This window comes from Streptomyces sp. NPDC049541 (genome assembly GCF_044465725.1).
GTDB lineage: Bacteria > Actinomycetota > Actinomycetes > Streptomycetales > Streptomycetaceae > Streptomyces.
The window spans coordinates 842,230-866,330 of record NZ_JBITLY010000001.1; the positions used below are offsets into that span (position 1 = coordinate 842,230).

Annotated in this window: 26 protein-coding genes and 1 pseudogene; 14 read left to right on the forward strand and 13 right to left on the reverse strand. The window is 71.4% G+C overall.

Annotation, left to right across the window (positions count from 1 at the left end; genetic code table 11):
* Window positions 1–88: 88 nt before the first annotated feature.
* Window positions 89–733 (reverse strand): HNH endonuclease family protein, encoded by a 645-nt coding sequence (locus ACIBW9_RS03820; RefSeq protein WP_398950870.1) that lies wholly within the window; start codon window positions 731–733, stop codon window positions 89–91.
* A gap of 379 nt (window positions 734–1,112) precedes the next feature.
* Here ACIBW9_RS03820 and ACIBW9_RS03825 point away from each other — a divergent pair, with 379 nt between their 5' ends.
* Window positions 1,113–1,694: a TMEM165/GDT1 family protein gene (locus ACIBW9_RS03825; RefSeq protein ID WP_398950872.1), complete on the forward strand. Its 582-nt coding sequence runs from the start codon at window positions 1,113–1,115 to the stop codon at window positions 1,692–1,694.
* A 163-nt stretch (window positions 1,695–1,857) separates the two neighbouring features.
* The gene (locus ACIBW9_RS03830; RefSeq protein ID WP_398950875.1) at window positions 1,858–2,526 is read left to right on the forward strand and encodes an HAD family hydrolase; all 669 of its coding nucleotides are present in this window, start codon (window positions 1,858–1,860) and stop codon (window positions 2,524–2,526) included.
* A 275-nt stretch (window positions 2,527–2,801) separates the two neighbouring features.
* Here the strand turns inward: ACIBW9_RS03830 and ACIBW9_RS03835 are convergent, their stop codons facing one another.
* The gene (locus tag ACIBW9_RS03835; RefSeq protein ID WP_398950878.1) at window positions 2,802–3,749 is read right to left on the reverse strand and encodes a peptidoglycan-binding protein; all 948 of its coding nucleotides are present in this window, start codon (window positions 3,747–3,749) and stop codon (window positions 2,802–2,804) included.
* Window positions 3,750–3,917: 168 nt separating this feature from the next.
* On the opposite strand from ACIBW9_RS03835, the gene ACIBW9_RS03840 reads away from it, so the two are divergent.
* Window positions 3,918–6,011, forward strand: coding sequence for a DHA2 family efflux MFS transporter permease subunit (locus tag ACIBW9_RS03840; RefSeq protein WP_398950880.1), 2,094 nt, complete (start codon window positions 3,918–3,920; stop codon window positions 6,009–6,011).
* Here the strand turns inward: ACIBW9_RS03840 and ACIBW9_RS03845 are convergent.
* Window positions 5,935–6,501 (reverse strand): GNAT family N-acetyltransferase, encoded by a 567-nt coding sequence (locus tag ACIBW9_RS03845; protein WP_398950882.1) that lies wholly within the window; start codon window positions 6,499–6,501, stop codon window positions 5,935–5,937. The two genes, ACIBW9_RS03840 and ACIBW9_RS03845, sit on opposite strands and share 77 nt — an antisense overlap.
* 50 nt (window positions 6,502–6,551) lie before the next feature.
* Window positions 6,552–7,256: a hypothetical protein gene (locus tag ACIBW9_RS03850; RefSeq protein WP_398950884.1), complete on the reverse strand. Its 705-nt coding sequence runs from the start codon at window positions 7,254–7,256 to the stop codon at window positions 6,552–6,554.
* A 64-nt stretch (window positions 7,257–7,320) separates the two neighbouring features.
* Here ACIBW9_RS03850 and ACIBW9_RS03855 point away from each other — a divergent pair, with 64 nt between their 5' ends.
* The 3 genes from ACIBW9_RS03855 (at window position 7,321) to ACIBW9_RS03865 (ending at window position 9,032) form a co-directional block, all read left to right on the forward strand.
* On the forward strand, window positions 7,321–7,812 hold the full coding sequence (locus ACIBW9_RS03855) for a CGNR zinc finger domain-containing protein (protein WP_398950886.1): 492 nt from the start codon (window positions 7,321–7,323) through the stop codon (window positions 7,810–7,812).
* Between the two features lie 102 nt (window positions 7,813–7,914).
* Complete coding sequence (locus tag ACIBW9_RS03860; protein ID WP_398950888.1) at window positions 7,915–8,586, forward strand: hypothetical protein; 672 nt, start codon at window positions 7,915–7,917, stop codon at window positions 8,584–8,586.
* A 5-nt stretch (window positions 8,587–8,591) separates the two neighbouring features.
* Complete coding sequence (locus tag ACIBW9_RS03865; RefSeq protein WP_398950890.1) at window positions 8,592–9,032, forward strand: hypothetical protein; 441 nt, start codon at window positions 8,592–8,594, stop codon at window positions 9,030–9,032.
* Here ACIBW9_RS03865 and ACIBW9_RS03870 read toward each other — a convergent pair.
* Window positions 9,021–9,473 (reverse strand): DUF1992 domain-containing protein, encoded by a 453-nt coding sequence (locus ACIBW9_RS03870; protein WP_398950891.1) that lies wholly within the window; start codon window positions 9,471–9,473, stop codon window positions 9,021–9,023. The two genes, ACIBW9_RS03865 and ACIBW9_RS03870, sit on opposite strands and share 12 nt — an antisense overlap.
* Before the next feature lie 81 nt (window positions 9,474–9,554).
* Between ACIBW9_RS03870 and ACIBW9_RS03875 the strand changes: the two genes are divergently transcribed.
* Window positions 9,555–9,947, forward strand: a complete 393-nt coding sequence (locus ACIBW9_RS03875) for a hypothetical protein (RefSeq protein ID WP_344406529.1) — start codon at window positions 9,555–9,557, stop codon at window positions 9,945–9,947.
* Window positions 9,948–9,969: 22 nt separating this feature from the next.
* Here the strand turns inward: ACIBW9_RS03875 and ACIBW9_RS03880 are convergent, their stop codons facing one another.
* Window positions 9,970–10,641: an O-methyltransferase gene (locus ACIBW9_RS03880; protein WP_398950894.1), complete on the reverse strand. Its 672-nt coding sequence runs from the start codon at window positions 10,639–10,641 to the stop codon at window positions 9,970–9,972.
* A gap of 310 nt (window positions 10,642–10,951) precedes the next feature.
* Between ACIBW9_RS03880 and ACIBW9_RS03885 the strand changes: the two genes are divergently transcribed.
* Window positions 10,952–13,003 (forward strand): bifunctional glycosyltransferase 87/phosphatase PAP2 family protein, encoded by a 2,052-nt coding sequence (locus ACIBW9_RS03885; protein ID WP_398950897.1) that lies wholly within the window; start codon window positions 10,952–10,954, stop codon window positions 13,001–13,003.
* Here ACIBW9_RS03885 and ACIBW9_RS03890 read toward each other — a convergent pair.
* Window positions 12,985–14,220 (reverse strand): cytochrome P450, encoded by a 1,236-nt coding sequence (locus tag ACIBW9_RS03890; RefSeq protein ID WP_398950899.1) that lies wholly within the window; start codon window positions 14,218–14,220, stop codon window positions 12,985–12,987. The genes ACIBW9_RS03885 and ACIBW9_RS03890 overlap by 19 nt on opposite strands.
* A gap of 248 nt (window positions 14,221–14,468) precedes the next feature.
* On the opposite strand from ACIBW9_RS03890, the gene ACIBW9_RS03895 reads away from it, so the two are divergent.
* The 6 genes and pseudogenes from ACIBW9_RS03895 to ACIBW9_RS03920 all read left to right on the forward strand — a co-directional run bounded on the left by ACIBW9_RS03895 (window position 14,469) and on the right by ACIBW9_RS03920 (window position 17,730).
* Entirely contained in the window at window positions 14,469–15,638 is a 1,170-nt protein-coding gene (locus ACIBW9_RS03895; protein WP_398950900.1) for a steroid 3-ketoacyl-CoA thiolase, read from the forward strand.
* Between the two features lie 46 nt (window positions 15,639–15,684).
* A complete protein-coding gene (locus ACIBW9_RS03900) occupies window positions 15,685–15,924 on the forward strand; it encodes a hypothetical protein (protein WP_398950902.1) in 240 nt (79 codons plus the stop codon).
* A 98-nt stretch (window positions 15,925–16,022) separates the two neighbouring features.
* Entirely contained in the window at window positions 16,023–16,565 is a 543-nt protein-coding gene (locus tag ACIBW9_RS03905; RefSeq protein ID WP_398950904.1) for a GNAT family N-acetyltransferase, read from the forward strand.
* A 55-nt stretch (window positions 16,566–16,620) separates the two neighbouring features.
* On the forward strand, window positions 16,621–17,079 hold the full coding sequence (locus tag ACIBW9_RS03910) for a hypothetical protein (protein WP_398950906.1): 459 nt from the start codon (window positions 16,621–16,623) through the stop codon (window positions 17,077–17,079).
* Window positions 17,076–17,270, forward strand: a pseudogene (locus tag ACIBW9_RS03915) (pyridoxamine 5'-phosphate oxidase family protein); the annotation flags it as partial. The gene ACIBW9_RS03910 and the pseudogene ACIBW9_RS03915, both read left to right, overlap by 4 nt.
* A gap of 154 nt (window positions 17,271–17,424) precedes the next feature.
* Window positions 17,425–17,730 carry a hypothetical protein gene (locus tag ACIBW9_RS03920; protein WP_398952143.1) on the forward strand — a complete coding sequence of 102 codons (306 nt, stop codon included), beginning with the start codon at window positions 17,425–17,427 and terminating at the stop codon, window positions 17,728–17,730.
* A gap of 16 nt (window positions 17,731–17,746) precedes the next feature.
* On the opposite strand, the gene ACIBW9_RS03925 is transcribed toward ACIBW9_RS03920, so the two are convergent.
* From ACIBW9_RS03925 to ACIBW9_RS03950, 6 genes are all read right to left on the reverse strand, one after another.
* Window positions 17,747–18,166, reverse strand: coding sequence for a transglycosylase SLT domain-containing protein (locus ACIBW9_RS03925; protein WP_398950908.1), 420 nt, complete (start codon window positions 18,164–18,166; stop codon window positions 17,747–17,749).
* Between the two features lie 312 nt (window positions 18,167–18,478).
* Window positions 18,479–19,291: an ECF transporter S component gene (locus ACIBW9_RS03930; RefSeq protein ID WP_398950910.1), complete on the reverse strand. Its 813-nt coding sequence runs from the start codon at window positions 19,289–19,291 to the stop codon at window positions 18,479–18,481.
* The gene (locus tag ACIBW9_RS03935) at window positions 19,288–21,036 is read right to left on the reverse strand and encodes an ABC transporter ATP-binding protein (protein ID WP_398950912.1); all 1,749 of its coding nucleotides are present in this window, start codon (window positions 21,034–21,036) and stop codon (window positions 19,288–19,290) included. The genes ACIBW9_RS03930 and ACIBW9_RS03935 overlap by 4 nt, the downstream gene beginning before the upstream one ends.
* The gene (locus ACIBW9_RS03940) at window positions 21,033–22,178 is read right to left on the reverse strand and encodes an energy-coupling factor transporter transmembrane component T (RefSeq protein WP_398950914.1); all 1,146 of its coding nucleotides are present in this window, start codon (window positions 22,176–22,178) and stop codon (window positions 21,033–21,035) included. The genes ACIBW9_RS03935 and ACIBW9_RS03940 overlap by 4 nt, the downstream gene beginning before the upstream one ends.
* Complete coding sequence (locus ACIBW9_RS03945) at window positions 22,168–22,806, reverse strand: SCO2322 family protein (protein WP_398950916.1); 639 nt, start codon at window positions 22,804–22,806, stop codon at window positions 22,168–22,170. The genes ACIBW9_RS03940 and ACIBW9_RS03945 overlap by 11 nt, the downstream gene beginning before the upstream one ends.
* Window positions 22,803–23,996: a prenyltransferase/squalene oxidase repeat-containing protein gene (locus tag ACIBW9_RS03950; protein ID WP_398950918.1), complete on the reverse strand. Its 1,194-nt coding sequence runs from the start codon at window positions 23,994–23,996 to the stop codon at window positions 22,803–22,805. The genes ACIBW9_RS03945 and ACIBW9_RS03950 overlap by 4 nt, the downstream gene beginning before the upstream one ends.
* Between the last annotated feature and the right edge of the window lie 105 nt (window positions 23,997–24,101).

Here is a 24,101-nt window from a genome sequence, read left to right on the forward strand (position 1 = left end):
TCGCCCTCCTCCGTCGCCCCGTACGGTACGGAACGACAGGGGCCGGCGGGGAGGTTCCGTTACAGAATCCGCCGCAACGTCCGCGGGCTCAGCAGCCGGAGAGGTAGCTGGTCAGCGCGGACTTCTCGGCGGAGTCGACGGAGAGGTCGTAGTAGTACTTCACCTGGACCCAGGCGCGGACGTAGGTGCAGACGTACGCGGAGCGGGTGGGCACCCACTCGGCCGGGTCGTCGTCGCCCTTGGAGCGGTTGGAGCCGGCGGAGACCGCGATGAGCTGCGGGCGGGTGACGTCGTTGGCGAAGGCCTGGCGCTGGGCGGTGGTCCACGCCGAGGCGCCGGAGTCCCAGGCCTCGGCGAGCGGCACGACGTGGTCGATGTCGAAGGTGCTCGGGTCGGTGGTGGTGACCCCGTCGTACTGCGAGTACCAGGAGCCGCTGGTGGCGGTGCAGGCGGAGTTGGTGACGACGTTGCTGCCGTCCCGCTTGATGACGTACTCGCGGGTGTTGCAGGTCCCGGAGATCGTGATCCAGGTCGGGAAGAGATCGCGGTCGTAGCCGGTGCGGTTCTCGGTCGCCACGGTGAGGGAGGCGAGGTAGCTGCGGGCGGTGGCGGCGCTGACCGGGGTGGGGAGCGCGGCGGAGGCGGTCGGACTGTCGAGGAGTCCGGCGGAGGCTATGAGGCCGGTAAGAGCCGCGAGTATGCTGAGCCGTCGACGCGCGTAGAACTTCGGCATGCGAACTCCCTTGGAGGGTGGGGGCGTTGGGGTGCGAGCAGGGGAATGCTCACGGCGCCGTATTGCCGAGAGGTGTGCGTTCGGTAAGAAGTTAATGTCACGTCCATGACACAACAAGGTTTACGGCCGAACTTTCGCCCGCACGGCGGTCGCGTACGATGGGTGGTGCAGAAGGGGAGTAGCTCTTCGCCGGACCGTCGACATACTGCTCAGCTCGTCTGAGCCGGCGCCCGGAGGCAGGCCTCGTACGCGGGGCCGGCCAGCGAGACCTTCGGCAAAGCAGTGCACAACTGTGTCTTCCGCTGTGTGCTGCCGTGCCGAGGTGTCGTATCGCAGTCACAGCACTCTCGGCGGGGCGGCCCCGACCGATTGAGGAACCTTGATCAGCTTCACCGTGACGGCGCTCGTCTTCGGCGTCGTCTTCCTTGCCGAGCTGCCGGACAAGACCGCGCTCGCCGGGCTGGTGCTCGGCACCCGCTACCGCGCCTCGTACGTCTTCGCCGGCGTGGCCGCGGCCTTCGCGCTGCACGTCGCGCTGGCCGTGGCGGCCGGAAGCGTGCTCACCCTGCTGCCCCAGCAGATCGTCCACGCGCTGACCGGTGTCCTGTTCCTGGGCGGCGCGGCGGTCCTGCTGATGAGGAAGGGCGAGGACGAGGAGGAGATCCGCAAGCCCGAGAACCAGTCCTTCTGGAAGGTCGCGGGCGCCGGTTTCATGCTCATCCTGGTCGCCGAGTTCGGGGACCTGACCCAGATCATGACGGCGAACCTCGCGGCCCGTTACGACGACCCGCTCTCCGTCGGCCTCGGAGCGGTACTGGCGCTGTGGGCGGTGGCCGGGCTCGGCATCGTCGGCGGGAAGGCCCTGATGAAGCGGGTGCCGCTGGCCCTGATCACCAAGGTCGCGGCGCTGCTGATGCTGGCGCTCGGCGTGTGGAGCCTGTGGGAGGCCGTCGCCGGGTGAGCCGGACCCCGGGGTGAGCTGAACACCGGGTGAACTGTCGCCGGGGGTACTGGCGGATGCCGGACGCATTTTGTACCGTGGAGAAACAAAGTGGCTCCCGCCCGTTTTCCCTGACCGGCGGGCGGGGCCGCCTTGTTTCCTTCCTCGCGCCCTGGAGCTGCCGATGACGGTCACCACCGTGCCCACCGTCCTCACCGCCCGCGCCCTCCTGCTGGACATGGACGGCACCCTCGTGAACTCCGACGCCGTGGTCGAGCGCATCTGGCGTCGCTGGGCCGAGCGGCACGGGCTGGACCCCGACGAGGTCATGAAGGTGGTGCACGGACGCCAGGGCCACGCCTCGATGGCGCTGCTGCTGCCCGACCGGCCGATGGAGCAGAACCTCGCCGACAATGCGCGCATGCTCGCCGAGGAGACGGCGGACGTGGACGGGGTCGTGGCGATCCCCGGCGCGCCGGAGTTCCTCGCCTCGCTGCGGGGGCTGCCGCATGCCCTGGTGACCTCGGCGGATCTGGCCCTCGCCACGGCGCGGATGGGGGCGGCGGGGCTTGCGCTGCCGGAGGTGCGGGTGACTGCTGAGTCGGTGGGGGCGAGCAAGCCGGATCCCGAGGGGTTTTTGAAGGGGGCGGCTGAGCTGGGTGTCGAGCCGGGCTCGTGTGTCGTTTTTGAGGATTCCGCTGCGGGGATCGAGGCCGGGCGGGCTGCGGGGATGCGGGTTGTGGGGGTGGGGGCTCGGGCGGATCTGTATGAGCCGGATGTGGTGGTGCGGGATCTGACGCGGGTGCGGGTCGAGGGTGTGCCGGGTGGGGGGATTCGGCTGTACGTCGGGTGAGGGTGCCGTCGGGGAGTGGGGTGCGCAGCCCGGCGGTGCGGGGTGCCGCCTGCGCCCACCCGTGCCGCCCTTAGGCGGCATGATTGCCCGCAGGCTGGGGCGGTACTACTCGCGCCCGCAGGCTAGGTGAGGCGGCTCGGTTGCCCGCGGGCCACGTGAGGCGAATCAGCTGTGCGCAGGTCAGGTATTTCAGCCCGTCCGGCGTTTGAGGACGAGGCCGTTCAGGCCGAAGCGGAGGGCTGGGGGCGGCAGCCCCCAGTGGGAGATCCGCAGCCTCACGGCTGCGTGGTCTCCGACTCCAGCCGTGCACGGGTCGCCGCCCCGTACACCCCCAGCTCGTCCTCCGTGATCCCCCGCGCCCACTGGTACCGGCTGACCGCGTCCTCGACGCCCTGGTCGTAGTGGCCGCTCGGCGTTCCCGTGTAGAGGTCGAGCTGCGTCAGGCGCAGTTGGAGTTCGACGACCTCGGGGCCCTCGGAGCCGCGGCGCAGCACGGGAGGTGCCGTCCGGCGGCTGTCGGTCGCTCCGATGCTGGCACTGGCGGTGGCCGTCGGCGGGGTCCGGGTCGGCTCGGGCGAGCGGGACGGTCTCGGCGAGGCGCTCGTCGCCGACGGGGACGGCGAGAGCGACGGGCTCGCGCTGTGCACCGGTGCCGCCGGTGCGGGCCGTACGGGCGTGGCGCTCTTCGACGGCGACGCGGACTCCGGGCTCGGCGACACGTCCGGCACGCTCGCCCGTACGTCGTCGGGCAGCGCCGTGTCCCGCGTCGGCGCCTCGTAGGAGAACAGCCCGCTCGCCATCCCGGCCGCCGTCATCACGGCGACGACCGCACCGCCGACTCCGAGCAGCACGGTGCGGCGTCTGCGGCGCGCCCCGCCCGCCGCGTCGTCCTCGTCGTTCGGCTCCTCGGTGCCCTCCGTGCCCGCGCCTTCGAACAGGGGCAGAGGGCCGGCGCTCGGCACCTCGGACCCCACCGGCCGTAACGGCATCGTCGCCTCGACCGCAGGCGGCGCAGGTGGTGGGAAGGGCTCGCTGTCCTCGCCCTCCAGCTCCACATACGGCCGTATCCGCAGCGGGTCGAAGTCCTCGGCCGCGGCCTGTTCGGCCGTACGGGCGGCGCGCAGGGCGTCGGACGCCCGTTGAGTGCAGCCGCAGGACGGGGTGTTGTCCGCCCCTCTGGGCGCTCCGCACTCCGGGCACTGGTGACCTTTCGGGTCTGTCACGCGTTCGTCCCTCCCTTCACGCTCCCCTCGCGAACTTCAGAGGTTATCCAGATCATCTTCACGCCGGGCCCGTGGCCCCCGGAATATCGGCTTCCATGAGGACTCAACAGGCCATAACCGGTCACACCGATCACCATGGACGTGTAACGAGAGCCGCAGGAGGTCTTCATGGCCGGGGATGCGCACGGTAATACGGGGAATGTGACGGAGAATGTGCGAGACGCACAGGCATCCGCGAAGCCCCCGCAGCGGGGCGGCGCCACCCAGGAGCACGTGTCCGGGAACGTCCTCGTGTCGATCGGTGCCCTGCTCCTCGGGATGCTGCTCGCCGCCCTCGACCAGACCATCGTGTCGACCGCGCTGCCCACCATCGTCAGCGACCTCGGCGGCCTCGACCATCTGTCCTGGGTGGTCACCGCGTATCTGCTGGCCTCGACGGCCGCGACCCCGCTGTGGGGCAAGCTCGGTGACCAGTACGGGCGCAAAAGGCTGTTCCAGACCGCGATCGTGATTTTCCTCATCGGTTCCGCGCTCTGCGGAATGGCGCAGAACATGCCCCAGTTGATCGCGTTCCGGGCGGTGCAGGGCCTGGGCGGCGGCGGTTTGATGGTGCTGTCGATGGCGATCGTCGGGGATGTCGTCTCGCCGCGTGAACGCGGCCGTTACCAGGGTCTGTTCGGGGCCGTCTTCGGTGCGACGAGCGTGCTGGGGCCGCTGCTCGGCGGGCTGTTCACCGAACACCTCAGCTGGCGCTGGGTCTTCTACGTCAACCTTCCCGTCGGCGTCGTCGCGCTCGCCGTGATCGCGACCGCGCTGCGCATCCCGCGCCGGACCGCGCGGCACGTCATCGACTACCTCGGCACCTTCCTCATCGCCGCGGTCGCCACCTGTCTGATCCTGGTCGCCTCCCTCGGCGGCACCACCTGGGGCTGGGGTTCGACGCAGATCGTCGGGCTGATCCTGCTGGGCGTCGGACTGGCCGTCGCGTTCGTGGCCGTGGAGCGCAGGGCCGCCGAACCCGTCCTGCCGCTCAAGCTGTTCCGCATCCGCACCTTCGCCCTCTCCGCGGTCATCAGCTTCATCGTCGGCTTCGCCATGTTCGGCGCGATGACCTATCTGCCGACCTTCCTCCAGGTCGTCCAGGGCGTGACGCCCACCATGTCCGGTGTGCACATGCTGCCGATGGTGTTCGGCATGCTGCTGTCGTCCACCACGTCCGGCCAGATCGTCAGCCGCACCGGCCGCTGGAAGGTCTTCCCGATCGCGGGCACGGGCGTCACCGCGCTCGGCCTGCTGCTCCTCCACCGGCTCGACGAGCACAGCTCCACCGCCGAGATGAGCGTCTACTTCTTCGTCTTCGGCCTCGGACTCGGCCTGGTCATGCAGGTGCTGGTCCTCATCGTGCAGAACGCCGTCTCGTACGAGGATCTCGGTGTCGCCACCTCGGGCGCGACCTTCTTCCGCTCCATCGGGGCCTCCTTCGGCGTGGCGATCTTCGGCACGGTCTTCGCGAGCCGCCTCGGCGACAAACTGACCGACGCCTTCCGCGGCGCCCGGCTCCCCGCCGGTATCTCCCCGGACGCCCTCAAGTCCGACCCGCGCGGCATCGGCTCCCTGCCGCCCGCCCTGCGCGGGCCCGCCCTGCACGCGTACGCGGCGTCCATCACCGACGTCTTCCTGTACGCCGCCCCCGTCGCCCTCCTCGGCTTCGTCCTGGCCTGGTTCCTCAAGGAGGACAAGCTGCGCGGGTCCGTCACGGCGCCCGATGTCACCGAGACCCTGGCCAGCAATCCCGTCCAGCGGTCCTCGTACGACGAGGTGTGCCGGGCGCTGTCCCTGCTGGGCACGCGGGAGGGCCGGCGCGAGGTCTACCAGAAGATCACCGAACGGGCGGGCTGCGACCTGCTGCCCGCGTCGAGTTGGCTGCTGCTGCGGATCAAGAAGCAGGGGTGGGCGGAGCCGGCCGTCCTCGCCGAGCGCAGCACGGTGCCGCTCCAGGTCGTCATCGCCGCCGCCCGCCAGGTCGAGGAGCGCCGCCTCGCCGTCCGGGACGGCCTCGATCTGGTCCTCACCGACCAGGGCCTCGAGGTGGCCGAACGGCTCGCGCAGGCCCGTGAGGAGTCACTCGCGGAACTGCTCGGCGACTGGTGGGGCCCGGACCGGCCGACCGATCTGAACCGGCTGGTCAAGGAGTTGAACGAGGAGATGTGCGGCTCGGACCAGGAGCAGCCGCACAAGGAGTCGGCGGCGAGGGTCGGTTGAGGTCCTTGCGGAACCAGTGCTCTGCGTACCTGTCGTCGTTGTGCGGCGCGGTCTCCTCGTATCCCAGACGGGCGTACAGAGCGCGTGCCTCGGTGAGGTCGGCCCGGGTGTCGAGGACCAGACGGGCGGCGCCCAGGGCGCGGGCGGCCTCCTCGGCGGCCCGCACCAGCAGCGCGGCCCCGCCCCTGCCGCGCAGCTCCTCGACGACGAACACCCGGGTCAGCTCGGCGGTCGCCGCGTCGAGCAGTCGTACGCCCGCCGAACCGGCCGGCTCACCCCCGTACCGTCCGACGAGCAACTGACCGGTGGGCGGCGCGAGTTCGGCACCGGTGCGGGCCGCGATCTCCCGCTCCAGCTCCGCCGGGTCGGTCCGCCGCCCCTCGTGCAGGAGGTAGTAGCGGTCGCTGACCTCCGTGTAGTACGCCCGCCACAGGGCCGCCGCCACGGGGGAGTCGTAGGGCTCGGGGGCGATGGTCCAGGTCGTCGTCATCCGGCCATTCTGCGGAACCGGCGTGTCGTCCACGCAAGCGAATATGCGGGTCAGTCCTCGGACAGGAGCCAGCCGATGCGCAGTTCCTCCGCGGCGGGGCGGAACGTGCGGATGAGTTCGGCACGTTCCGGATCGGACTCCGGGAGGCTGTCGGCGAGGAGGGCCTGCGCGGCGACGGTCTGGGGGCGGGCGCCGAGGGCGGCGCGCAGGTGGAGTGAGCGGCGCAGCATCGCGAGTCGCTCGGCGGGCTCCTTGTGCGGGGCGAGGTGGCGGATGATGTAGGACTCGAAGTAGCCGTCGCCGGTCTTCGCGGCGATCTCCAGAGCCGACTCGTAGAGGGGGAGCGCGCCGGCCGGGTCCTCGTCGATGTTGTCCAGCAGGACGGCCCAGTGGTATTCGGCCCAGGCGCGCTGCTTCTCGTCGCCGCTCTCGGCCGCCGCGCGGTAGCCGGCCTCGGCCGTGGCGCGGTCGTCGGGGCGGGGGGCGACACCGGGGGCGAGACGGGGGTCGCGGCCGAACAGCAGTCGGCTGTAGGCCAGTCGCGCGGTGAGCAGATACGCGGTCGGCGATAGGGGATCGAGCGCGGTGACCGCCTTCTCGGCCTCCTCGTGGCCCTCGGTCCGGAAGAACCAGCGCTCGACAGCGATCTCCGCGCGCAGTTCGGGATCGGCGTCCGTGCCCAGGACGGCGAGCGCGGCGTCCCACTCTCCGAGCATCGTCAGACGGCGGGCCGTGTAGGTGTCGTCAGCTATCATGGCGCCTACATTAGGAAGCGGCGATGTAGGCGGTCAAGTGCAATACGGTGACTACATTGGGAACGTGACACGACTGGCCGTCGAGCTGGCCAACACCGGAACCCTCGACGAGCGCGGCGAACTGGTCGCCACCTTCTTCGCGGAGCACGGGATCACCCCGCCGCCGGACGGCGACTACGGCGAACTGCCGGACCTCGTGCGCACGGCACTGGCGCAGACGGTCGACGGCACCGCCCCCGACGCCGTGCACCGGCTGCTGCGCGACTACCCGCCGGAGATGCACCTGTCCGACCATGACGGCCTCGGCGGCTGGCACATCCACTTCAGCCGCAACGGCACCCCGGCCCAGCGCTGGGCCGGCCAACTGATCGCCGCCCAGCTCGCCCTGATCGTGGCCGGTGAACCGGCGGTGACGCTGGGGCGGTGTGCCGCGACCGGCTGCGACAACTACTTCGTGGACCAGTCACGGAACCGCACCCGCCGCTTCTGCTCCAACGCGTGCGCGAGCCGCACGACGGTCGCGGCGTACCGGGCCCGGACGGCCAAGAAGCCGTAGTCCCCGAAGAGGGGCCCAGGTGCCCGCGTCGTTTGAGCGGGGGCTTCCGGGTGACCCGTCCGGAGAACCGGCCCGCCTGGGCCGACACACCGGAAGGCAACCATGTCCACAGGCATGATCATTGCTCTCATCGTGATCGTGGCGGCCGTGGTCGTTGTAGCGGCCGCCCTGACCCTGCGTGCCAAGGGCCCCCGCGGCGGCCGGGACCTGAAGCGGCGCTTCGGGCCCGAGTACGACCGCACGCTGGCCCGGCACGACGGGGACGCCAAGGCCGCCGAGCGTGAGCTCACGGAGCGCGTGCAACGGCACGGATCGCTGCGCGAGCAGCCGCTGGAGCCGGCGAGGCGCGAGGAGTTCACGGCCCGCTGGACGGCCGCGCAGGAGCGCTTCGTCGACGCGCCGCGGGAAGCCGTCGCCGAGGCGGACCGGCTGCTCGCGGAGCTCGCCGCCCTCCGTGGCTTCCCCGACGCCGGCCAGTACGAGGAGCAGGTCGCCGCCCTCTCCGTCCATCACGCCGACCACGTCCACGGCTACCGGCGCGTCCACCGCGTCGCACGCGTCGGCGTGGGCGGGCAGGACGGCGACCGGGCCGACACGGAGGAGATGCGCGAGGCCATGGTCGAGGCCCGGGCCCTCTTCGAGGACCTGACCGCCCCGCCCCGCCGCACCGAGAAGGCTCCGGCGTCCACCGCCACCCGCACCAAGGCCCACCGGCACGAGAGCCGCAACCACCTGCCCTGGGCCCTCAACCGACGTCACGCCAAGGGGAGTTGAGCGACATGACGGACGCGACGACCGGCCCCGCCGCCGAAGGCACCGAGGCCGAGGACAGGACCAACCGCGCCACGGTGACACCCACCCCGCAGGAGGTCACGGAGGAGGCGGGGCCCGGGGTGGCTCACGAGGGCACGGCCCTCGGCGGGCCCACCGGCACCGCTGCCGCCACCACGCCCACCAGCGGCCGTTTCCTCCCGCAGGACGAGTGCGACAAGCTGGATCTCCGTCTTCGCCAGGCGGTCTCCGGGTTCGTGGACGGACCCCGGGACTCCGTCGAGGAGGCCGACCACGTGGTCGAGGAGATCGCCGGGCGGTTCACCGAGGCCCTCACCCGGCGCCGCCGCACCCTGCGCAGGTCCTGGCAGGACGGCGAGGACACCGAGCAACTCCGGCTTGCCCTGCGGGACTACCGCAACCTGGCGGAACGACTGCTACACGGGTGACCCGTTCGAAGTACCCGTGTCCCTCTCGGGATTCCCTGCCGCCGCCCGGCGCTCCCGCCACTCCCGTACGACCTCCTCGACGTCGTACGGCTTCATCCCGAGCGGGGGGCCGGGCGGCGGCTTGAACATCATGTCGCGGATCTTGACGTTGACGTCTGTGACGAGCTTCCGCGCGATCCGCTCCGAGGGCGCCGCATACGCCGCCACCAGCGCGTCCTCGGCCTCCTTGCGCAGGGCGAGCGTGGGCGGCAGCACGGAGAGTCCCTCGCGGGCCATCTTCTGCCTGATCCACCACAGTTCGTCGTACGAGGTGTCGGTACCGGCGGGCAACGGCTTGCCCGCGCCGGGCAGTTGGGCGAAATCGCCGCGTCTTTCGGCATCACGGATCTGTTTGTCGACCCACGACTCGAACGGCACACCCGGTGGCTTTCGCTCGGTCATGACTCCATTGTGCCGGACGCGGCATGCCCGGGCGATTTATCATGCGGCCGCCGTGTTAGGACACTTCAAGAGGAGCAGCGCGTGCTCGAACTGACCATGGCCACCGTCTCCGGGGCGGAAGAGGGGGCCACGGCCGGCATGCTCATGGCCGACGCACCCAGTGAGCCCGGCGCCGTGCTGCGGGTGGGGCGGGACACCTCGGTGTGCCGTCTCGCGACGCCCGACGACTGGCTGTTCATCTCCCGGGTCCACCTGGAGTTCCTGTGCGGCCCCGAGGGGACCTGGCAGCTGACCTGGCTGCGCGGCTCACAGCCCGACCCGTCCTCCGAGGTCCGGCTGATCGTCGGGGAGTATGCGCAGCCGCTCGCCTACGGCGGGACCGTGGCGCTGCCCCGAGGCGGCAGCGGCGAGATCGTCGTCCAGGACCGCACCGCCCCGCGCAGCGTCAACGTCGGCTTCTACCACGAGTTCTGAGCAACGTCCGAGGCCGCGAGGGCTACGCCAGCACGCGCGCCAGCGCGAAGCCGTCGTGGCCCTTGCCGCCCACCGTCTGGATCGCCGTGCCGCTCAACCGCGGGTGCGAGCCGATCAGTTCGACGGCGGCGCGGCTGCCCAGCACGTCGGGCGCCTTGCTGTCCGCGTCCGCGACCCGGCCGCCGCGTACGACGTTGTCCACGACGATCAGGCTGCCCGCGCTGGTGAGTCTGAGGGCCCACTCCACGTAGTTCGGGTTGTTGACCTTGTCGGCGTCGATGAAGACCAGGTCGAAGGGGGGCGGGTTCTCGTCGGCCAGCTTGGGCAGCGACTCCAGGGCGGGTCCGATCCGCACCTCGACGATCCGCTCGAGGCCCGCGCGCGCGAGGTTGCGGCAGGCGACCTCGGCATGCTTGGCGCTGTACTCGAGCGAGATCAGACGGCCGTCCTCGGGCAGCGCACGGGCCAGCCAGATGGTGCTGTAGCCGCCGAGGGTGCCGATCTCCAGGATGTTGCGGGCGCCCTGGATCTGGGCGAGGAGCTGCAGGAACTTGCCCTGGAGCGGGGTGATCGCGATCTGCGGGAGCTCGGCTGCGTCGCTGTCGCGGAGGGCCGCTTCGAGGGCGTCGTCGTTCCGTGACAGGTGCGTGGTGAAGTATTCGTCCACGTCGTCCCAGAGCTGCGACTCGCTCATTCGCTGTGCCTCCCGTGTGACTGCTTAGCGCTTCTAACTAGCTGCCCTAATGAATATAGCCGCGGGCCGGTACCCCGTCAGGGAGATCATGACGGCCGCGTTCAGCTGATCGGTGGAGGCGCGTGCACCGGCGGCGCAGGCGGCACCGGGCGCCGGGAACGGCCCGTCGGGGACCATCGCGCCGCAGCCGCACGCGTACGCCGGGGCCGCGGCGGTTCCGGAGGCGGTCACATATCGGGCGCACTATGGTCATCCCGACAAATGGAGCGCGTACGCGAAAAGGAGCGCAGAGGCGGGAGGCCGACCAGGCGTGGCGAACGTGGAGCACAGCGGGCGACCGGCGGAGACCTTCGGAGCGACAGCCGTCGAAGGGGCTCCCAGGCGCCTGCATGTGGTCCGCCTCGGCCTGTGGCTCGTCGCGGCCGTCCTCGCCGTACGCCAGGTGGCCGTCGTCCTCGGTACTCCCAGTGGTGAACGGCTGACGGATCTGGAGACCTGGGTCGGCCCCCACGGCGTCCTGCATGTGAAGGGATCGCTGTACGACTCGACGCGGTTCACCGGCACACCGTTCGGCGGACTGGTCCTCAAGCCCCTCACCCGGGCGGCCGAACAGGCCCTCGGCTGGGGCTGGACCTTCGGCACCCTGCTGCTGGTGGTCGCGCTCGGCCTGATCGCGGCCCGGGCGCTGCCGCAGCCGGTGAGCCGGCGGACCTCCCTGTTCGCCCCGCCGCTCGCGATCAGCCTGCTGATGCTGTCGCTGCCGGTCCGCAACACGCTGTGGCTCGGACAGACCAGCATCATCCCGGTCCTGCTGGTACTGGTCGGCTGCTTCGTCGTCCGCGGCGAACGCGCCAGCGGTCTGCTGATCGGGCTGGCGGCCGCCCTCCAGCCGACCGTGCTGCTCTTCGCCCCGCTGCTGTGGTTCACCGGCCGCCGCCGCGCCGCGGCCGCCACCGGGATCACGTTCGCCGCCTCCACGGTCCTCGCGTGGGCCGCGATGCCGCACGACTCGTCCGCCTACTGGGTGCACCACATCGCGGGAGCCGGCCTCGGCGGCAGGGCCGACGCCCTCGCCAACCAGTCCCTGCACGGCGCGCTGCTCCGGCTCGGACTCTCCGGCCCCGTGGAGACCGTCCTGTTCTTCGCGCTGGGCACGGCGGTCGCCGTGCTCGGGGTGCGCCGCGCCGTGCGCTACGCGCGCGACGGACAGCTGCTCCTCGCGGTCGCCGTCACCGGCTGCGCGGCGATCGCCGTGTCGCCGACGGCCTGGCAGCACCAGCTGCTGTGGGTGCTGCTCGCGGTGGTCGGACGGGTCGGCAGGCGGGCCTCCGACCGGTATGTGTGGCCGGTCGTCGTGGTCCTGGTGATGACGCTGCCGGCGACGATGCTGCTGCCGCACATGGCGCGGCTGTACCCGCTACGGGACAACATGGTGCTGGTCGCCGCCCTCGCCGTGGCCGCCTTCGTGCCGTTCCTGTCCCGTGCCTCGCCGTACTACCGCTCCCCCGTCCCGACGCAGTACGCCGCCCCGGTCCCGGCCCGCTTCCGGCACGTGCCCGTGGTCCCGTTCCTGCGTCGGGTCCTCACCCGCCCTAACCTGCTCCTCGAACTGCTCCTGATGCGCGTCACCTACGCCGCCTACCAGCAGATCCGGCTCGGGGTGACCGCCGACCGGGCCACCGCGGAACACCACGGACGCCAGATCCACCGGATCGAGCAGTGGCTGTCCGTCGACTTCGAGCACTGGGTCAACCACGCCGTGGTCGAGGTCGGCTGGCTGCGCGGCTTCCTCGACTACTACTACCTGTCGTTCCACTTCGGTGTCCCGCTGACGATCCTCGCCGTGCTCTATGTGCGGCGCCCCGTGGACTACCGCTGGGCCCGCTCGGCGCTGGGCCTGGCGACCGGGTTCGGGCTGATGGGCTTCTGGCTGTACCCGCTGGCGCCGCCGCGTCTGATGCCGGGGCTCGGCTTCATCGACACGGTGCACGGCGTCCAGGACTTCTCCAAGCCGAACTACGGCACGCTGACGGAGTTCACCAACGAGTACGCGGCCATGCCGTCCCTGCACTTCGCGTGGGCGCTGTGGTGCGGCGTCGTGATCGCGGTCCTGGCGCCGTGGTGGATGAAGCCCCTCGGGCTGCTGCATCCGCTGTGCACGCTGTCCTCGATCATCGCGACCGGCAACCACTGGTTCCTGGACGCGGTCGGCGGTGCGACCGTGGTCGGGGCGGGTTTCGGGCTGCAGTACCTGCTGTCGGGCCCGCGGGCGGCCACCCCGGCTGGGACGGGCCGGCGGCGCCGGGAGGCCGCCGGCCCGAGACCATCGTCAGCCGAACACCGTCAACGGACCTCGACCTGAAGGTGCTTCACGCCGTTGATCCACGCCGAGCGCAGCCGGGACGGGTCGCCGGCCAGGGTGAGGCCCGGCAGGGCGTCGGCGATCGCGTTGAAGATCAGGTCGATCTCCAGGACGGCCAGGGACTTGCCCAGGCAGTAGTGCGGGCCTCCGCCGCCGAACCCGAGATGGGGGTTGGGGTCGCGCAGGATGTCGAAGGCGTCGGGGTCGGTGAACACCTCCGGGTCGTGGTTGGCGGAGGCGTAGAAGATCCCGACCCGGTCGCCCTTCCTGATCAGCTTCCCGCCCAGTTCGGTGTCCCGGGTGGCCGTCCGCTGGAAGGAGTTGACCGGGGTCGCCCACCGCACGATCTCCTCGGCGGCGGTTGCCGGGCGCTCCCGCTTGTACAGCTCCCACTGCTCGCGATGGGTCAGGAAGGCGTGCATCCCGTGGGTGATGGCGTTACGGGTCGTCTCGTTGCCGGCGACGGCCAGCATCAGCACGAAGAAGCCGAACTCGTCGGAGTTGAGATTGCCCTCGTCCTCGGCCGCCACCAGCGTGGTCACGATGTCCTTCGCCGGGCACTGCTTGCGGTCGGCGGCCATGTTCATGGCGTAGGCGATCAGCTCGGTGGCCGACTCGGCGCCGACCTCCTCGGTGATCGCGTACTCCGGGTCGTCGTACGAGATCATCTTGTTGGACCAGTCGAAGATCTTGGCCCGGTCGTCCTGCGGGATGCCGATGAGCTCGGCGATCGCCTGCAGGGGCAGTTCGCAGGCGACCTCGGTGACGAAGTCGAAGGGACCCCTCTGCGCGCGGGCGCTCCGCGCGATCGTGTGGGCGCGCTCGCGCAGCCGGTCCTCCAGGGCCCGGATGGCACGCGGGGTGAAGACGCGCTGCACGATCTGGCGGACCCGGGTGTGCTCCGGGGGGTCCATGTTGAGCAGGATCAGCCGCTGGGCGTCGATGGCGTCGCGCTGGATGTGCTCGTTGAAGCGGATGATCGCCGTGTTGAGGTACGAGGAGAACAGCTCCGGGTGGGTGGAGACGTACTTGACGTCCGCGTGCCGGGTGACGGCCCAGTACCCCTCGTCCTGGAAGCCGGCGATGTTGCCCGACTGCGGGATCCAGCGGACCGGTTCGGCCCGCCGCAGCTCGGCGAACTCCGGCAGGGGCACACGGTGGTGCAGCAGGTCGGGGTCGGTGAAGTCGAACCCGTCGGGCAGAGCTGGACAGGACATGGGCGACTCCGGCTCGGATTCTGACGGACCATCAGGTACAGGTTTGCCGTGAAGGTAGTAACGGGTTCTACAAGAGGCAAGGGGTGCGGCAAACCGAATTGGAGCCGTATTGCATGCACGACTCTTGCGGTTGTGGACGGGCTGTCAGCAGACTGCTGCCAGAACTAGAACACGTACTAGTTCAGCGTGGCGGGGCCGGCCGGGACGCCCCCGCGCCGCGCGGGTACCGGAGGAGAGGATCCCCCACCATGGCCGCGGAACCCGTGATCGTAGAAGCCGTACGCACTCCCATCGGCAAGCGCGGCGGCGCGCTCGCCAACCTCCACCCCGCCTACCTCCTGGGCGAGACCTACCGCGAGCTCCTCGGCCGCACCGGGATGCCGGCCGACGTGGTCGAACAGATCGTCGGCGGCACGGTGACGCACGCCGGCGAGCAGTCCATGAACCCCGCGCGCACGGCCTGGCTGACCATGGGGCTGCCGTACGAGACGGCGGCGACGACGGTCGACTGCCAGTGCGGCTCCTCGCAGCAGGCCTCGCACATGGTGGCCAACATGGTCGCCGCGGGCGTGATCGACGTCGGCATCTCGTGCGGCGTCGAGGCGATGTCGCGGGTGCCGCTGGGCTCGGGTTCGAAGCACGGCCCCGGAAAGCCGTTCCCCGACGAGTGGAACGTGGACCTGCCGAACCAGTTCGAGGCGGCGGAGCGGATCGCGCGCCATCGCGGCCTGACACGCGAGAACGTCGACTCGCTGGGCCTGATCTCGCAGGAACGGGCCGCCGCGGCCTGGGCCGAGGAGCGCTTCAAGCGGGAGACGTTCGCGGTCCAGGTCCCCACCACGGAGCAGGAACAGCGGGCCGGACAGGGCATGTGGCGGCTCGTCGACCGGGACGAGGGGCTGCGCGACACGACCATGGAGGCGCTCGCGGGCCTGAAGCCGGTCATGCCGACGGCCATCCATACGGCGGGCAACTCCTCGCAGATCAGCGACGGCGCGGCGGCGATCATGTGGGCGTCCAAGCGGATGGCCCGCGCGCTGAAGCTGAAGCCGCGGGCGCGGATCGTGGCCCAGGCGCTGGTCGGCGCAGACCCGCACTTCCACCTCGACGGACCGATCGACGCGACGCGGGCGGTGCTGGGCAAGGCGGGCATGTCCCTGAAGGACATCGACGTCGTCGAGATCAACGAGGCCTTCGCGTCGGTGGTGTTGAGCTGGGCGCAGGTCTTCGAGCAGGACCTGGAGAAGGTCAACGTCAACGGCGGCGCGATCGCGCTCGGGCATCCGGTGGGGGCCACCGGGGCCCGGCTCATCACGACGGCACTTCATGAACTGGAGCGGGCGGACAAGGAGTTCGCGCTCATCACCATGTGTGCGGGGGGCGGGCTGGCCACGGGCACGATCATTCAGCGCCTGTAGGTGTAAGTCGGTAGCGCGGATTGACGCGGACTGGTCAACTTACCCCATGCTGATCAACGTAATCCTCCGCGTCCTGCCCTTCTACCTCCGCGAACCCATCATCATCGCCGTCTGTCTTTCCTTCGCCGGACTGGCCCTCTACTACTTCGTGCAGGTAGGGGGCTGGGGGCGGGGCGGCTTCGGGCTGCTGTTCCTGGCGATCGCGGTGCTGCGCGCCTACTTCTTCCGCAGGGAGCTGAGATCCCACCGGGCGGCGAAGGCGGGGGGTGTCGGACCTCAGGCGTAGCGCCGCGCCACCGGCCCGGCGGGGTTCTTGCGGCGGCGTCCCACGGCCGGCGGTGGTAGGACGGTGTGGTTCGACTGTGCGAGGTGAGGCGGTGAAGCATGGTGGAGACCGAAATCAGCGGCCCCGTGACGGTGCGTGAGATGACGCCGGAGGACGAGCCGGGGATCGGCTCTCTGTTCGCGGCCTGCGAGGACTACTTCGTCGCCGCGACCGGCGATCCGGCGCTCCTGGCGGACGTGCAGAGCCTGTACTACGCGCTGCCCGAGGGCGCGGACCCCGACCAGAAGCGGCTGCTGGTGATGTGCCGGGGCGAGAGCGTCCTCGGGCTGGTCGACGTCGTGGACCGGCACCCCGATGTCGCCGGCTGCTCGGTGGGGATGTTCCTCGTCGCCCCCGAGGCGCGGCGCGCGGGCCTCGGCACGTACGTCGCTCGCCGGTTGCTGGAGGAGGCGGCCGGGCGCGGGATGCGGAACGTGACCGCCACCTGTCCGTCGGGGTGGGAGCCGGGCCTGGGCTTCCTGCGGAGCCTCGGCTTCGAGATCGGACCGCCGCGGGAGGCGCCCGGCGGGACCGTGGGCAACCGGCTGCGGCGGCCGGAGGAGACCGGGCTGTGCACGGCACGGTTGCGGCAGACCCGCTGAGCGATGAGTTTCGTCCGCCGCTGCCGTCTGCACTGACGAGAGGGAGGTGCCGGCGATGGATGCAGCGGCACGGCAGGAAGCCTTGAAACGGCTGGACGTCCTGGTCGGGGAGTGGGTGGTGGAGGCCGAGTTCCCCGGGCTCGAGGTGCCTCCGGGGCACAGTGTGTTCGAGTGGGCCCTGGACGGACAGTTCCTGATCCAACGGACCCAGGCGCCGAACCCCGCCCCGGACAGCATGGCGATCATCGCCGTCGACCCGGAGACGGGCGGCTACACGCAGCACTACTACGACTCGCGGGGCGTCGTACGCCTGTACGCAATGACCTTCGCCGACGGGATCTGGCAGCTGCTGCGGAACACCCCGGACTTCTCGCCCCTGAACTTCCGGCAGCGGTACAGCGCGCAGGTCGGCGAGGACGGAAACACCATCCGCGGTGTCTGGGAGATGTGGCGGGACGACTCCGACGGCTGGCAGCAGGACTTCCCCCTTTCCTATCGGAGGATCCGCCGGTGAACCCCGCCGAGACCGCACGCGGCATCATCGACGCGAACCGGTACCTGGTGCTCGCCACCGCCGACGCGGACGGGCGGCCGTGGAGTTCGCCGGTGTACTTCGCCCACGAGGCCCACCGAGAGTTCTTCTGGATCTCCTCACCGGACGCCCTGCACTCCCGCAACATCACCGGGCGGCCCGAGGTGGGGACCTCGGTCTTCGACTCGTCGGCGGCCATCGGCACGTCTCCACCCGATCCACAAGAACCCGGCGGACGTCTTCCGCGCCCCGTACGCGAGCCGGGTCGAGGGCCTCTACGACGGCGACCACGAGGAGGACGACGTCCTCAAGGGCCTCGCCCCCACGGTGAAGGACCTGCTCACGCCCGCCTTCCAGAAGCGGCTGCGGCACCTGTCGGGCGGGCTGCTGGACGCGGCGCGCGCCGCCGACCACACCTGCGACTGGAAGCCGGACGTGCCGGTGCGGCTGTACGCCGGTGCCGACGACACCGACGTGCCCATCGGCAACACCCGCACATGCGCCCGCACCCTCGCCGGTCAGGGAACGAGGGTGCGGGTGGTCGATCAGGGAGCCGTGGACCACTTCGGCTCCTTCGCCGTGTCGGCCCCGCAGGTGGTGCGGTTCTTCGACGGCGTGAGGGCTCGGGGATGAGCCGGGGTGCGGCGGCTCAGTACCAGCCGTTGGCCTGCCAGAACGCCCAGGCGGCGGTCGGGCTGCCGTAGCGGGAGTTCATGTAGTCCAGGCCCCACTTGATCTGGGTCCGGGGGTTGGTCTTCCAGTCCGAGCCGGCGCTGGCCATCTTCGAGCCCGGGAGGGCCTGGACCAGGCCGTAGGCGCCGGAGGAGGAGTTGGTGGCGGTGACGTTCCAGCCGCTCTCACGCTCGACGATCTTGCTGAAGGCGTTGTACTGCGCCGCGTTCGGGATCATCTTGTGCGCGATCGCCTGAGCACTGGCGGCCGAGGAGGCGGTCGCGGCGTGAGCAGGAGCCGCGGTCAGCACCATGCCGGTGGTGGCGGCGGCCACGGCGGCGGAGGCGAGGGCCTTCTTCGGGGACGCGATGCGGCGGGCGATGCGGGAGACGAACACGGGGAACCTTTTTCTTCGGGGACAGGGGGTCGCACGCAGTCCGCAGGAGTCGTGAGAGAACCCGGGGGCATGCGTCGGCGCCGTGGCCCTGAGGGCACATCGGCGCCGTGCGACGTCATCCAGAGAAGCAGGCTCGGAAGGGGTCCGCAATGACCGTATTTGCTAGTTGTGGTCGTATGTGGGTGGGGTGGTGATCGTGTGATCTGGCTCTCAATGTGCAGGTCAGAGGTGGTTATGGCGTGGACATGGCTTCCGATTTGCACTACTAGGGCGGCTAGTGGGTGATGTGGGTCATGTGGGGTGGTTCACCGGTCAACGGGGGGCGAAAGTGACCGCCGTCTCGAACGCCGCCCGGCGGGTGGCTCTGCGTAGCGCCCTGAGCACGGCCGGGCCGAGCGTGAGCGTCAGTGCGACGGTGACGACCGCCCGGCCCAGGTCCCAGCCCAGCGAGGTGGCCGCGCAGTACGCGAGGAAACGGGCCAGGTTGGCGGGGACGGCGGCGTGCGGGTCGAAGGCGATGCCCGAGGCGAGCGAGCCCATGAAGGGCCAGCCGGCCAGGTTCATGACCGTGCCGTAGGCGAAGGCGGCGAGGAAGCCGTAGCCGGCGAGCAGGGCCAGCTCACCGCGGCCGCGCAGACGGTCGGGTCCCGGGAGCAGCCCGGCCCCCATCGTGAACCAGCCCATCGCGAGCATCTGGAACGGCATCCACGGGCCCACCCCGCCCGTGAGCAGCGCGGACGCGAACATGGTGAGCGAGCCGAGGGTGAAGCCGAAGCCCGGGCCGAGCACCCGCCCGCTCAGCACCATCAGGAAGAACATCGGCTCGATGCCCGCGGTCCCCGCGCCGAGCGGGCGCAGGGCCGCACCGGTCGCCGCGAGCACCCCGAGCATGGCGACCGCCTTCGGGCCGAGCCCGGACTCCGCGATGGTCGCGGCCACGACGGCCACCAGCAGTACCAGCAGCCCCGCGAAGAGCCAGGGGGCGTCCTGGGCGTGGGCGCCGATCTGTGAGCTGGGCGGGGCGAGGAAGGGCCAGCCGAAGGCGGCCACGCCCACGGCGCTGACCAGGGCGAGGGCCGTGAGGGAACGGGGGCCAAGGCGGACGGGGCGGGCCTGCGGTGTCATCCCAGGGCCTCCCGCACCTGCGTGACCGTGAGCCACTGCTGCGGGGCGAGGATCTTGGTGACCTGGGGGGCGAAGGACGGGGACGAGACGACGACCTCGGCCGTCGGACCGTCGGCGATCACCTCACCGTCGGCGAGCAGGACCACTCGGTGGGCGAGTTCGGCGGCCAGTTCGACGTCGTGCGTGGCCAGGACGATCGCGTGGCCTTCGGCCGCCAGGTCGCGGAGCAGGGTGACGAGGCGGGCCTTCGCCGCGTAGTCCAGGCCGCGGGTGGGTTCGTCGAGGAGGAGCAGGGGTGGACGGGCGGTGAGGACGACTGCCAGGGCGAGGGTGAGGCGTTGGCCCTCGGAGAGGTCTCGAGGGTGGGTGTCGTCGGTGACGTCGGTGAGCTCCGGGAGGAGGGTCGAGAGGAGGGTGCGGCAGGTGCCGGGGGTGGCGTCGGCGTCGCGGTCGGCCGCGGTGCACTCGGCTGCGACCGTGTCGGCGTAGAGGAGGTCGCGGGGTTCCTGGGGGACCAGGCCTACGTGGCGGATGAGGGTGGGGGGTGGTGTGCGGTGGGGGGTGAGGCCTGCGACGTTCACTGAGCCCGTGGTGGGGTGGGTCAGGCCTACGAGGGTGTTGAGGAGGGTGGATTTGCCGGCGCCGTTGCGGCCCATCAGGGCGAGGGTTTCGCCGGGGGTGATGGTGAGGTCTATGTGGCGGAGGGCTTGGGTGTTTGCGCGGCGGACGGAGAGGGCGTGGATTTCCGCGGTGGGGTGGACTGTGGCCGGAGGTGTGGGCTTGTGGCTGCGGAGGACGGGCAGCCAGCGGTGGGTGGGGGCTGAGGTAGGGGCGGTGACGCTGGCCCGCGCTGACGGGGTGCCGCCTCTCTTTGGGTCGGGAGCGGCCCCAGGCGGCACGCATGCCCGCAGGCTACGGGGCTGGGGCGGATGCGCCAGTTCCTCGCGCAGTGCGCCTGCCCGGCGGCGGGCGTCTCGTACCGTCAGAGGGAGCGGGGACCAGTCGGCCAGGCGGCCCAGGGCCACCACCGGGGGGTATACCGGGGATACGGCCATCATGGCGGCCGGAGCGCCCAGTTGTAGGGGGGCTCCCGGGGCCGGCAGGACGGCGACCTGGTCTGCGTACTGGATGACCCGTTCCAGGCGGTGTTCCGCCATCAGGACTGTGGTGCCCAGGTCGTGGACCAGGCGTTGGAGGACCGCCAGGACCTCTTCCGCCGCCGCCGGGTCGAGGGCCGACGTTGGTTCGTCGAGGACCAGGACCTGGGGGTGCGGGGTGAGGACCGAGCCGATGGCGACGCGTTGCTGTTGGCCGCCGGAGAGGGTGGCGATGGGGCGGTCGCGGAGGTCGGCGAGGCCGAGGAGGTCGAGGGTCTCCTCGACGCGGCGGCGCATCACGTCGGGTGCCAGGCCCAACGACTCCATTCCGTAGGCGAGTTCGTCCTCGACGGTGTCCGTCACGAAGTGGGAGAGCGGGTCCTGGCCCACCGTCCCCACCACGTCCGCGAGTTCGCGTGGCTTGTGCGTACGGGTGTCGCGGCCCGCCACCGTGACGCGCCCCCGCAGGGTGCCGCCCGTGAAGTGCGGGACGAGACCGCTGACGGCGCCGAGGATCGTCGACTTTCCGACGCCCGACGGGCCGACCAAGAGGACCAGTTCGCCTTCCGGGACCTCGAAGTCCACTCCCCGCACGGTGGGTTCGACCGCCCCCTCGTACGTGACGGAGACATCCTCGAAGCGGATCACGACGGCTCCTTCGGGGCGATGAAGGCGGGCAGCAGGGCGAGGAGTACGGCCGCCGCCGGCCACAGGGGCAGCGTGGGGGCGGCGAGCGGGACGACACCGGGGTGCAGGGCCGCCGGGTCGGCGTCGGCGGCGAGAGTGAGCAGCGCGGCGACCGCGGCGCCGGAGGCCGCCACCAGCCAGGCCCGGAGGTCCCAGCGGTCGGGCCGGTACCGGGTGCGCAGGCTGCGCCGGCCGCCCAGCCGCAGACCGGCCAGGGCCGCGGCGACCCCGGCGAGCAGCAGCGGCAGGCCGTACGTGCCGCCTTCGGCGGTGAGCAGCCCGTACGTTCCCGCGCAGACGCCGAGCAGGCCGCCGAGGGTGAGGGCGGCGGCGGTGCGGCGGACGGCGGGCGGGACGTCGGCCGTGCGGCCGTAGCCGCGGGCGTCCATCGCGGCGGCGAGCGCGACCGAACGCTCCAACGCGCCCTCCAGGACCGGGAGCCCGACCTGCAGCAGGCCGCGGATCCCGCTGTCCGGGCGGCCTCGCAGACGGCGGGCGGCGCGCAGTCGCTGGACGTCGGCGATGAGGTTCGGCGCGAAGGTGAGGGCGACCACCACCGCCACGCCGGCCTCGTACAACGCGCCCGGCAGGGACTTCAGGAGGCGGGACGGGTTGGCGAGGGCGTTCGCGGCGCCCACGCAGATGAGGAGGGCGGCCAGCTTCAGGCCGTCGTAGAAGGCGAACAGGAGCGACTCGGCGGTGACCCTGCCGCCCAGGCGGATGCCCTGGGCCCAGTGGGGGAGCGGGAGTTCGGGGAGGGTGGCGATCACGTGGGTGCCGGGAATGGGGGAGCCGAGCGCCACCGCGAAGACGAGGCGGATGAGAAGGACGGCCAGGGCGAGTCTGAGGAAGGCGGAGTAGGAGTGGGACCAGGGGGTTCGGGCGCGGCAGGTGGCTACGACGTAGGCGGACGCGGCGATGAGGAGGGAGAGGAGGAGGGGGTTGGTGGTGCGGGTGGCCGCGGTGCCCAGGCCCAGGGACCAGAGCCACCAGGCTCCGGGGTGGAGGTGTGCGGGGCGGTGGGGGTGCGTGGGGGCGGCGAGCGCGACCCGGCGGGGCGGGGTGCCGCTCTCCTGGCGCGGTTGCCCGGGCCTAGGACGCATTCCTTCTCCGCCTTGCCTGCCACACCGCTGCCGCGCCCAGGAGAGCAACCGCCCCCGCTCCCGCGAACAACCCGACCGACGGCCCCCCGCCCCCCTGCCCGTTCTTCGCCGCAACCGTCGGCTTCCTCCCCGCCGAGACCTGCTCCCCGCACCCCTTCTCCGGATACCCGGCGATGGCACACAGCAGCGCGTTCGTGTCGTACCGCAGCGGTTTCGCCACCGCCGCCAGCGCATCCGCCGTCGTCCCGTCGGCAGACACCCGTGCGCAGACCGTGCGACGGGCCGGCGGTGTCTCCCCGGACGGTGCGTCGGCGGCCGTACCGAAGTCGAGGACGAGCGCCACGCGCTTCTTGCCCTCCTGGGCGGGCGTCCGCGCGCAGATCGCCGGGAACGACACCGCCCCGCGCGGCTTCGCCGAGTCGCCCGAGTCCTCACTCACCGAGAAGCGGAAGCCCTGGACGGCGCCGTCGGAGGGGCGGGCGGTGGCGGGGCCCCGGGTGGCGTACGTCCAGTGACCGGCGTCGTAGTCCCAGAAGGACCAGTAGCGGTAGCCGGCGGCCTGCGCCTGGCCGTTGCCGGTCAGGGCCAGGAACAGGGCGGCGAGGAGCGGCAGGACGCGGCGGATCACGGCTGTGCCTTCTTCTTGCGGCCGCTGATCAGGAAGCCGACGCCGATGCCGCCGAGGAGGCCGACGCCGACCATCCACCAGACGCTGACCCCGGAGTCGTCCCTGTGTGCTGCCTTGTGCGAGGGGCGGGCGGGCGCCGGGCCCGTCGCGTTGAGAAGCCTGACCAGGTCCTGGCCGCCGAAGTCGTGGACGTCGGAGGTCTCCGCGTGCGCCGCGAGGATCAACTCCGCATACGCGGCCGGTCCGGCCTGCTTCGCCCACGCGGCGGAGTTGGCCTCCAGCCAGCGCATGGCGTCGGCAGCCTTGTCGCGGTGGCCCGCGGTGGCGAGGGCGAGGACCGCGTCGGCCGTGTTGCCGTAGTCGGGCTGGGGCTTGGCGCCGGGCAGCGTCGACGTCACGTGCTTGTCCTTGGCCAGGGCCTTGACGAGGTACGCGGCACCGTTCTGCGCGGCCTGCTCGCGGTCGGTGGCCTTCTTGCACGCCGGAGTGGTGCCGGTGGGTTTCGGGGAGTCCCCGGTCAGCCCCTTGCCGAGGGCGCCCACGACCGCCGCCGCGCTCGCGTCCGCGTTGGCGGACAGCCTGCCCTTCTTGTCCGGCTGGAAGGCGAAGGCACCAGAGCCGTCCCCTTCGCAGGGGAGGGCGAGCTTCAGCAGGGCGTCGTAAGGGGACCTGCCGTCCTTGAGGACCTGGTCCGGCTTCTCGCCCACGGCGGTCAGCGCGCCGATGACGACGGACGTCGAGTTCGCGTCACTCGCTCCGCCCGGGGCGTAGCCCCAGCCGCCGTCCTTGTTCTGCACGGACTTCAGCCAGGAGACCGCCTTGCCGGTGGCGCCCTTGTGTCCGCCGAGCGCGGCGAGGGCCTGGACGGCGGCGCCCGTACTGTTCGTGTCAACCATGAGCTTCGCGTCACAGGGCTTCGCCGGGTCCGCGCGGAACGGCGCGAACGCCCCGTTCGCACACTGCTGTCCCGCCAGCCAGTCCACCGCCTTCGCCGCCGGTTTCTCCCCCACGGTGTGCTGCGCGAGCAGCGCCAGCGACTGGCGCCAGACGCCGTCGTACTTCGGGTCGGACGTGCCGAAAAGCCCGTCGGGCCGGGACGGGGAGGGGGACGCGGCGAAGGCGGGGACGGCTGCGCCCAGTACGACGGTGGTGGCGGCCAGTGCCGCGACGCTGCGGCGGACGACGTTCATGATCGGCGGGTGCCTCTCCCTGCGGGAGCGGGCAGCACGGGACGACCCCGGCGGCTCGGCTCCGTATGCCTCGACGGTGCCGCGCGCCGACGGGTTGCCGACGCG

What these genes read in the sequence shown, in the direction of transcription:
- ACIBW9_RS03845 (WP_398950882.1), bottom strand. Translation starts at nt 6,501, where the DNA reads ATGACGACGACCTGGACCATCGCCCCCGAGCCCTACGACTCCCCCGTG.
- ACIBW9_RS03900 (WP_398950902.1), top strand. Translation starts at nt 15,685, where the DNA reads ATGCTGATCAACGTAATCCTCCGCGTCCTGCCCTTCTACCTCCGCGAA.
- ACIBW9_RS03950 (WP_398950918.1), bottom strand. Translation starts at nt 23,996, where the DNA reads ATGAACGTCGTCCGCCGCAGCGTCGCGGCACTGGCCGCCACCACCGTC.
- ACIBW9_RS03890 (WP_398950899.1), bottom strand. Translation starts at nt 14,220, where the DNA reads ATGTCCTGTCCAGCTCTGCCCGACGGGTTCGACTTCACCGACCCCGAC.
- ACIBW9_RS03870 (WP_398950891.1), bottom strand. Translation starts at nt 9,473, where the DNA reads ATGACCGAGCGAAAGCCACCGGGTGTGCCGTTCGAGTCGTGGGTCGAC.
- ACIBW9_RS03865 (WP_398950890.1), top strand. Translation starts at nt 8,592, where the DNA reads ATGACGGACGCGACGACCGGCCCCGCCGCCGAAGGCACCGAGGCCGAG.
- ACIBW9_RS03895 (WP_398950900.1), top strand. Translation starts at nt 14,469, where the DNA reads ATGGCCGCGGAACCCGTGATCGTAGAAGCCGTACGCACTCCCATCGGC.
- ACIBW9_RS03910 (WP_398950906.1), top strand. Translation starts at nt 16,621, where the DNA reads ATGGATGCAGCGGCACGGCAGGAAGCCTTGAAACGGCTGGACGTCCTG.
- ACIBW9_RS03880 (WP_398950894.1), bottom strand. Translation starts at nt 10,641, where the DNA reads ATGAGCGAGTCGCAGCTCTGGGACGACGTGGACGAATACTTCACCACG.
- ACIBW9_RS03860 (WP_398950888.1), top strand. Translation starts at nt 7,915, where the DNA reads ATGTCCACAGGCATGATCATTGCTCTCATCGTGATCGTGGCGGCCGTG.
- ACIBW9_RS03850 (WP_398950884.1), bottom strand. Translation starts at nt 7,256, where the DNA reads ATGATAGCTGACGACACCTACACGGCCCGCCGTCTGACGATGCTCGGA.
- ACIBW9_RS03830 (WP_398950875.1), top strand. Translation starts at nt 1,858, where the DNA reads ATGACGGTCACCACCGTGCCCACCGTCCTCACCGCCCGCGCCCTCCTG.
- ACIBW9_RS03905 (WP_398950904.1), top strand. Translation starts at nt 16,023, where the DNA reads ATGGTGGAGACCGAAATCAGCGGCCCCGTGACGGTGCGTGAGATGACG.
- ACIBW9_RS03840 (WP_398950880.1), top strand. Translation starts at nt 3,918, where the DNA reads ATGGCCGGGGATGCGCACGGTAATACGGGGAATGTGACGGAGAATGTG.
- ACIBW9_RS03820 (WP_398950870.1), bottom strand. Translation starts at nt 733, where the DNA reads ATGCCGAAGTTCTACGCGCGTCGACGGCTCAGCATACTCGCGGCTCTT.
- ACIBW9_RS03930 (WP_398950910.1), bottom strand. Translation starts at nt 19,291, where the DNA reads ATGACACCGCAGGCCCGCCCCGTCCGCCTTGGCCCCCGTTCCCTCACG.
- ACIBW9_RS03940 (WP_398950914.1), bottom strand. Translation starts at nt 22,178, where the DNA reads ATGCGTCCTAGGCCCGGGCAACCGCGCCAGGAGAGCGGCACCCCGCCC.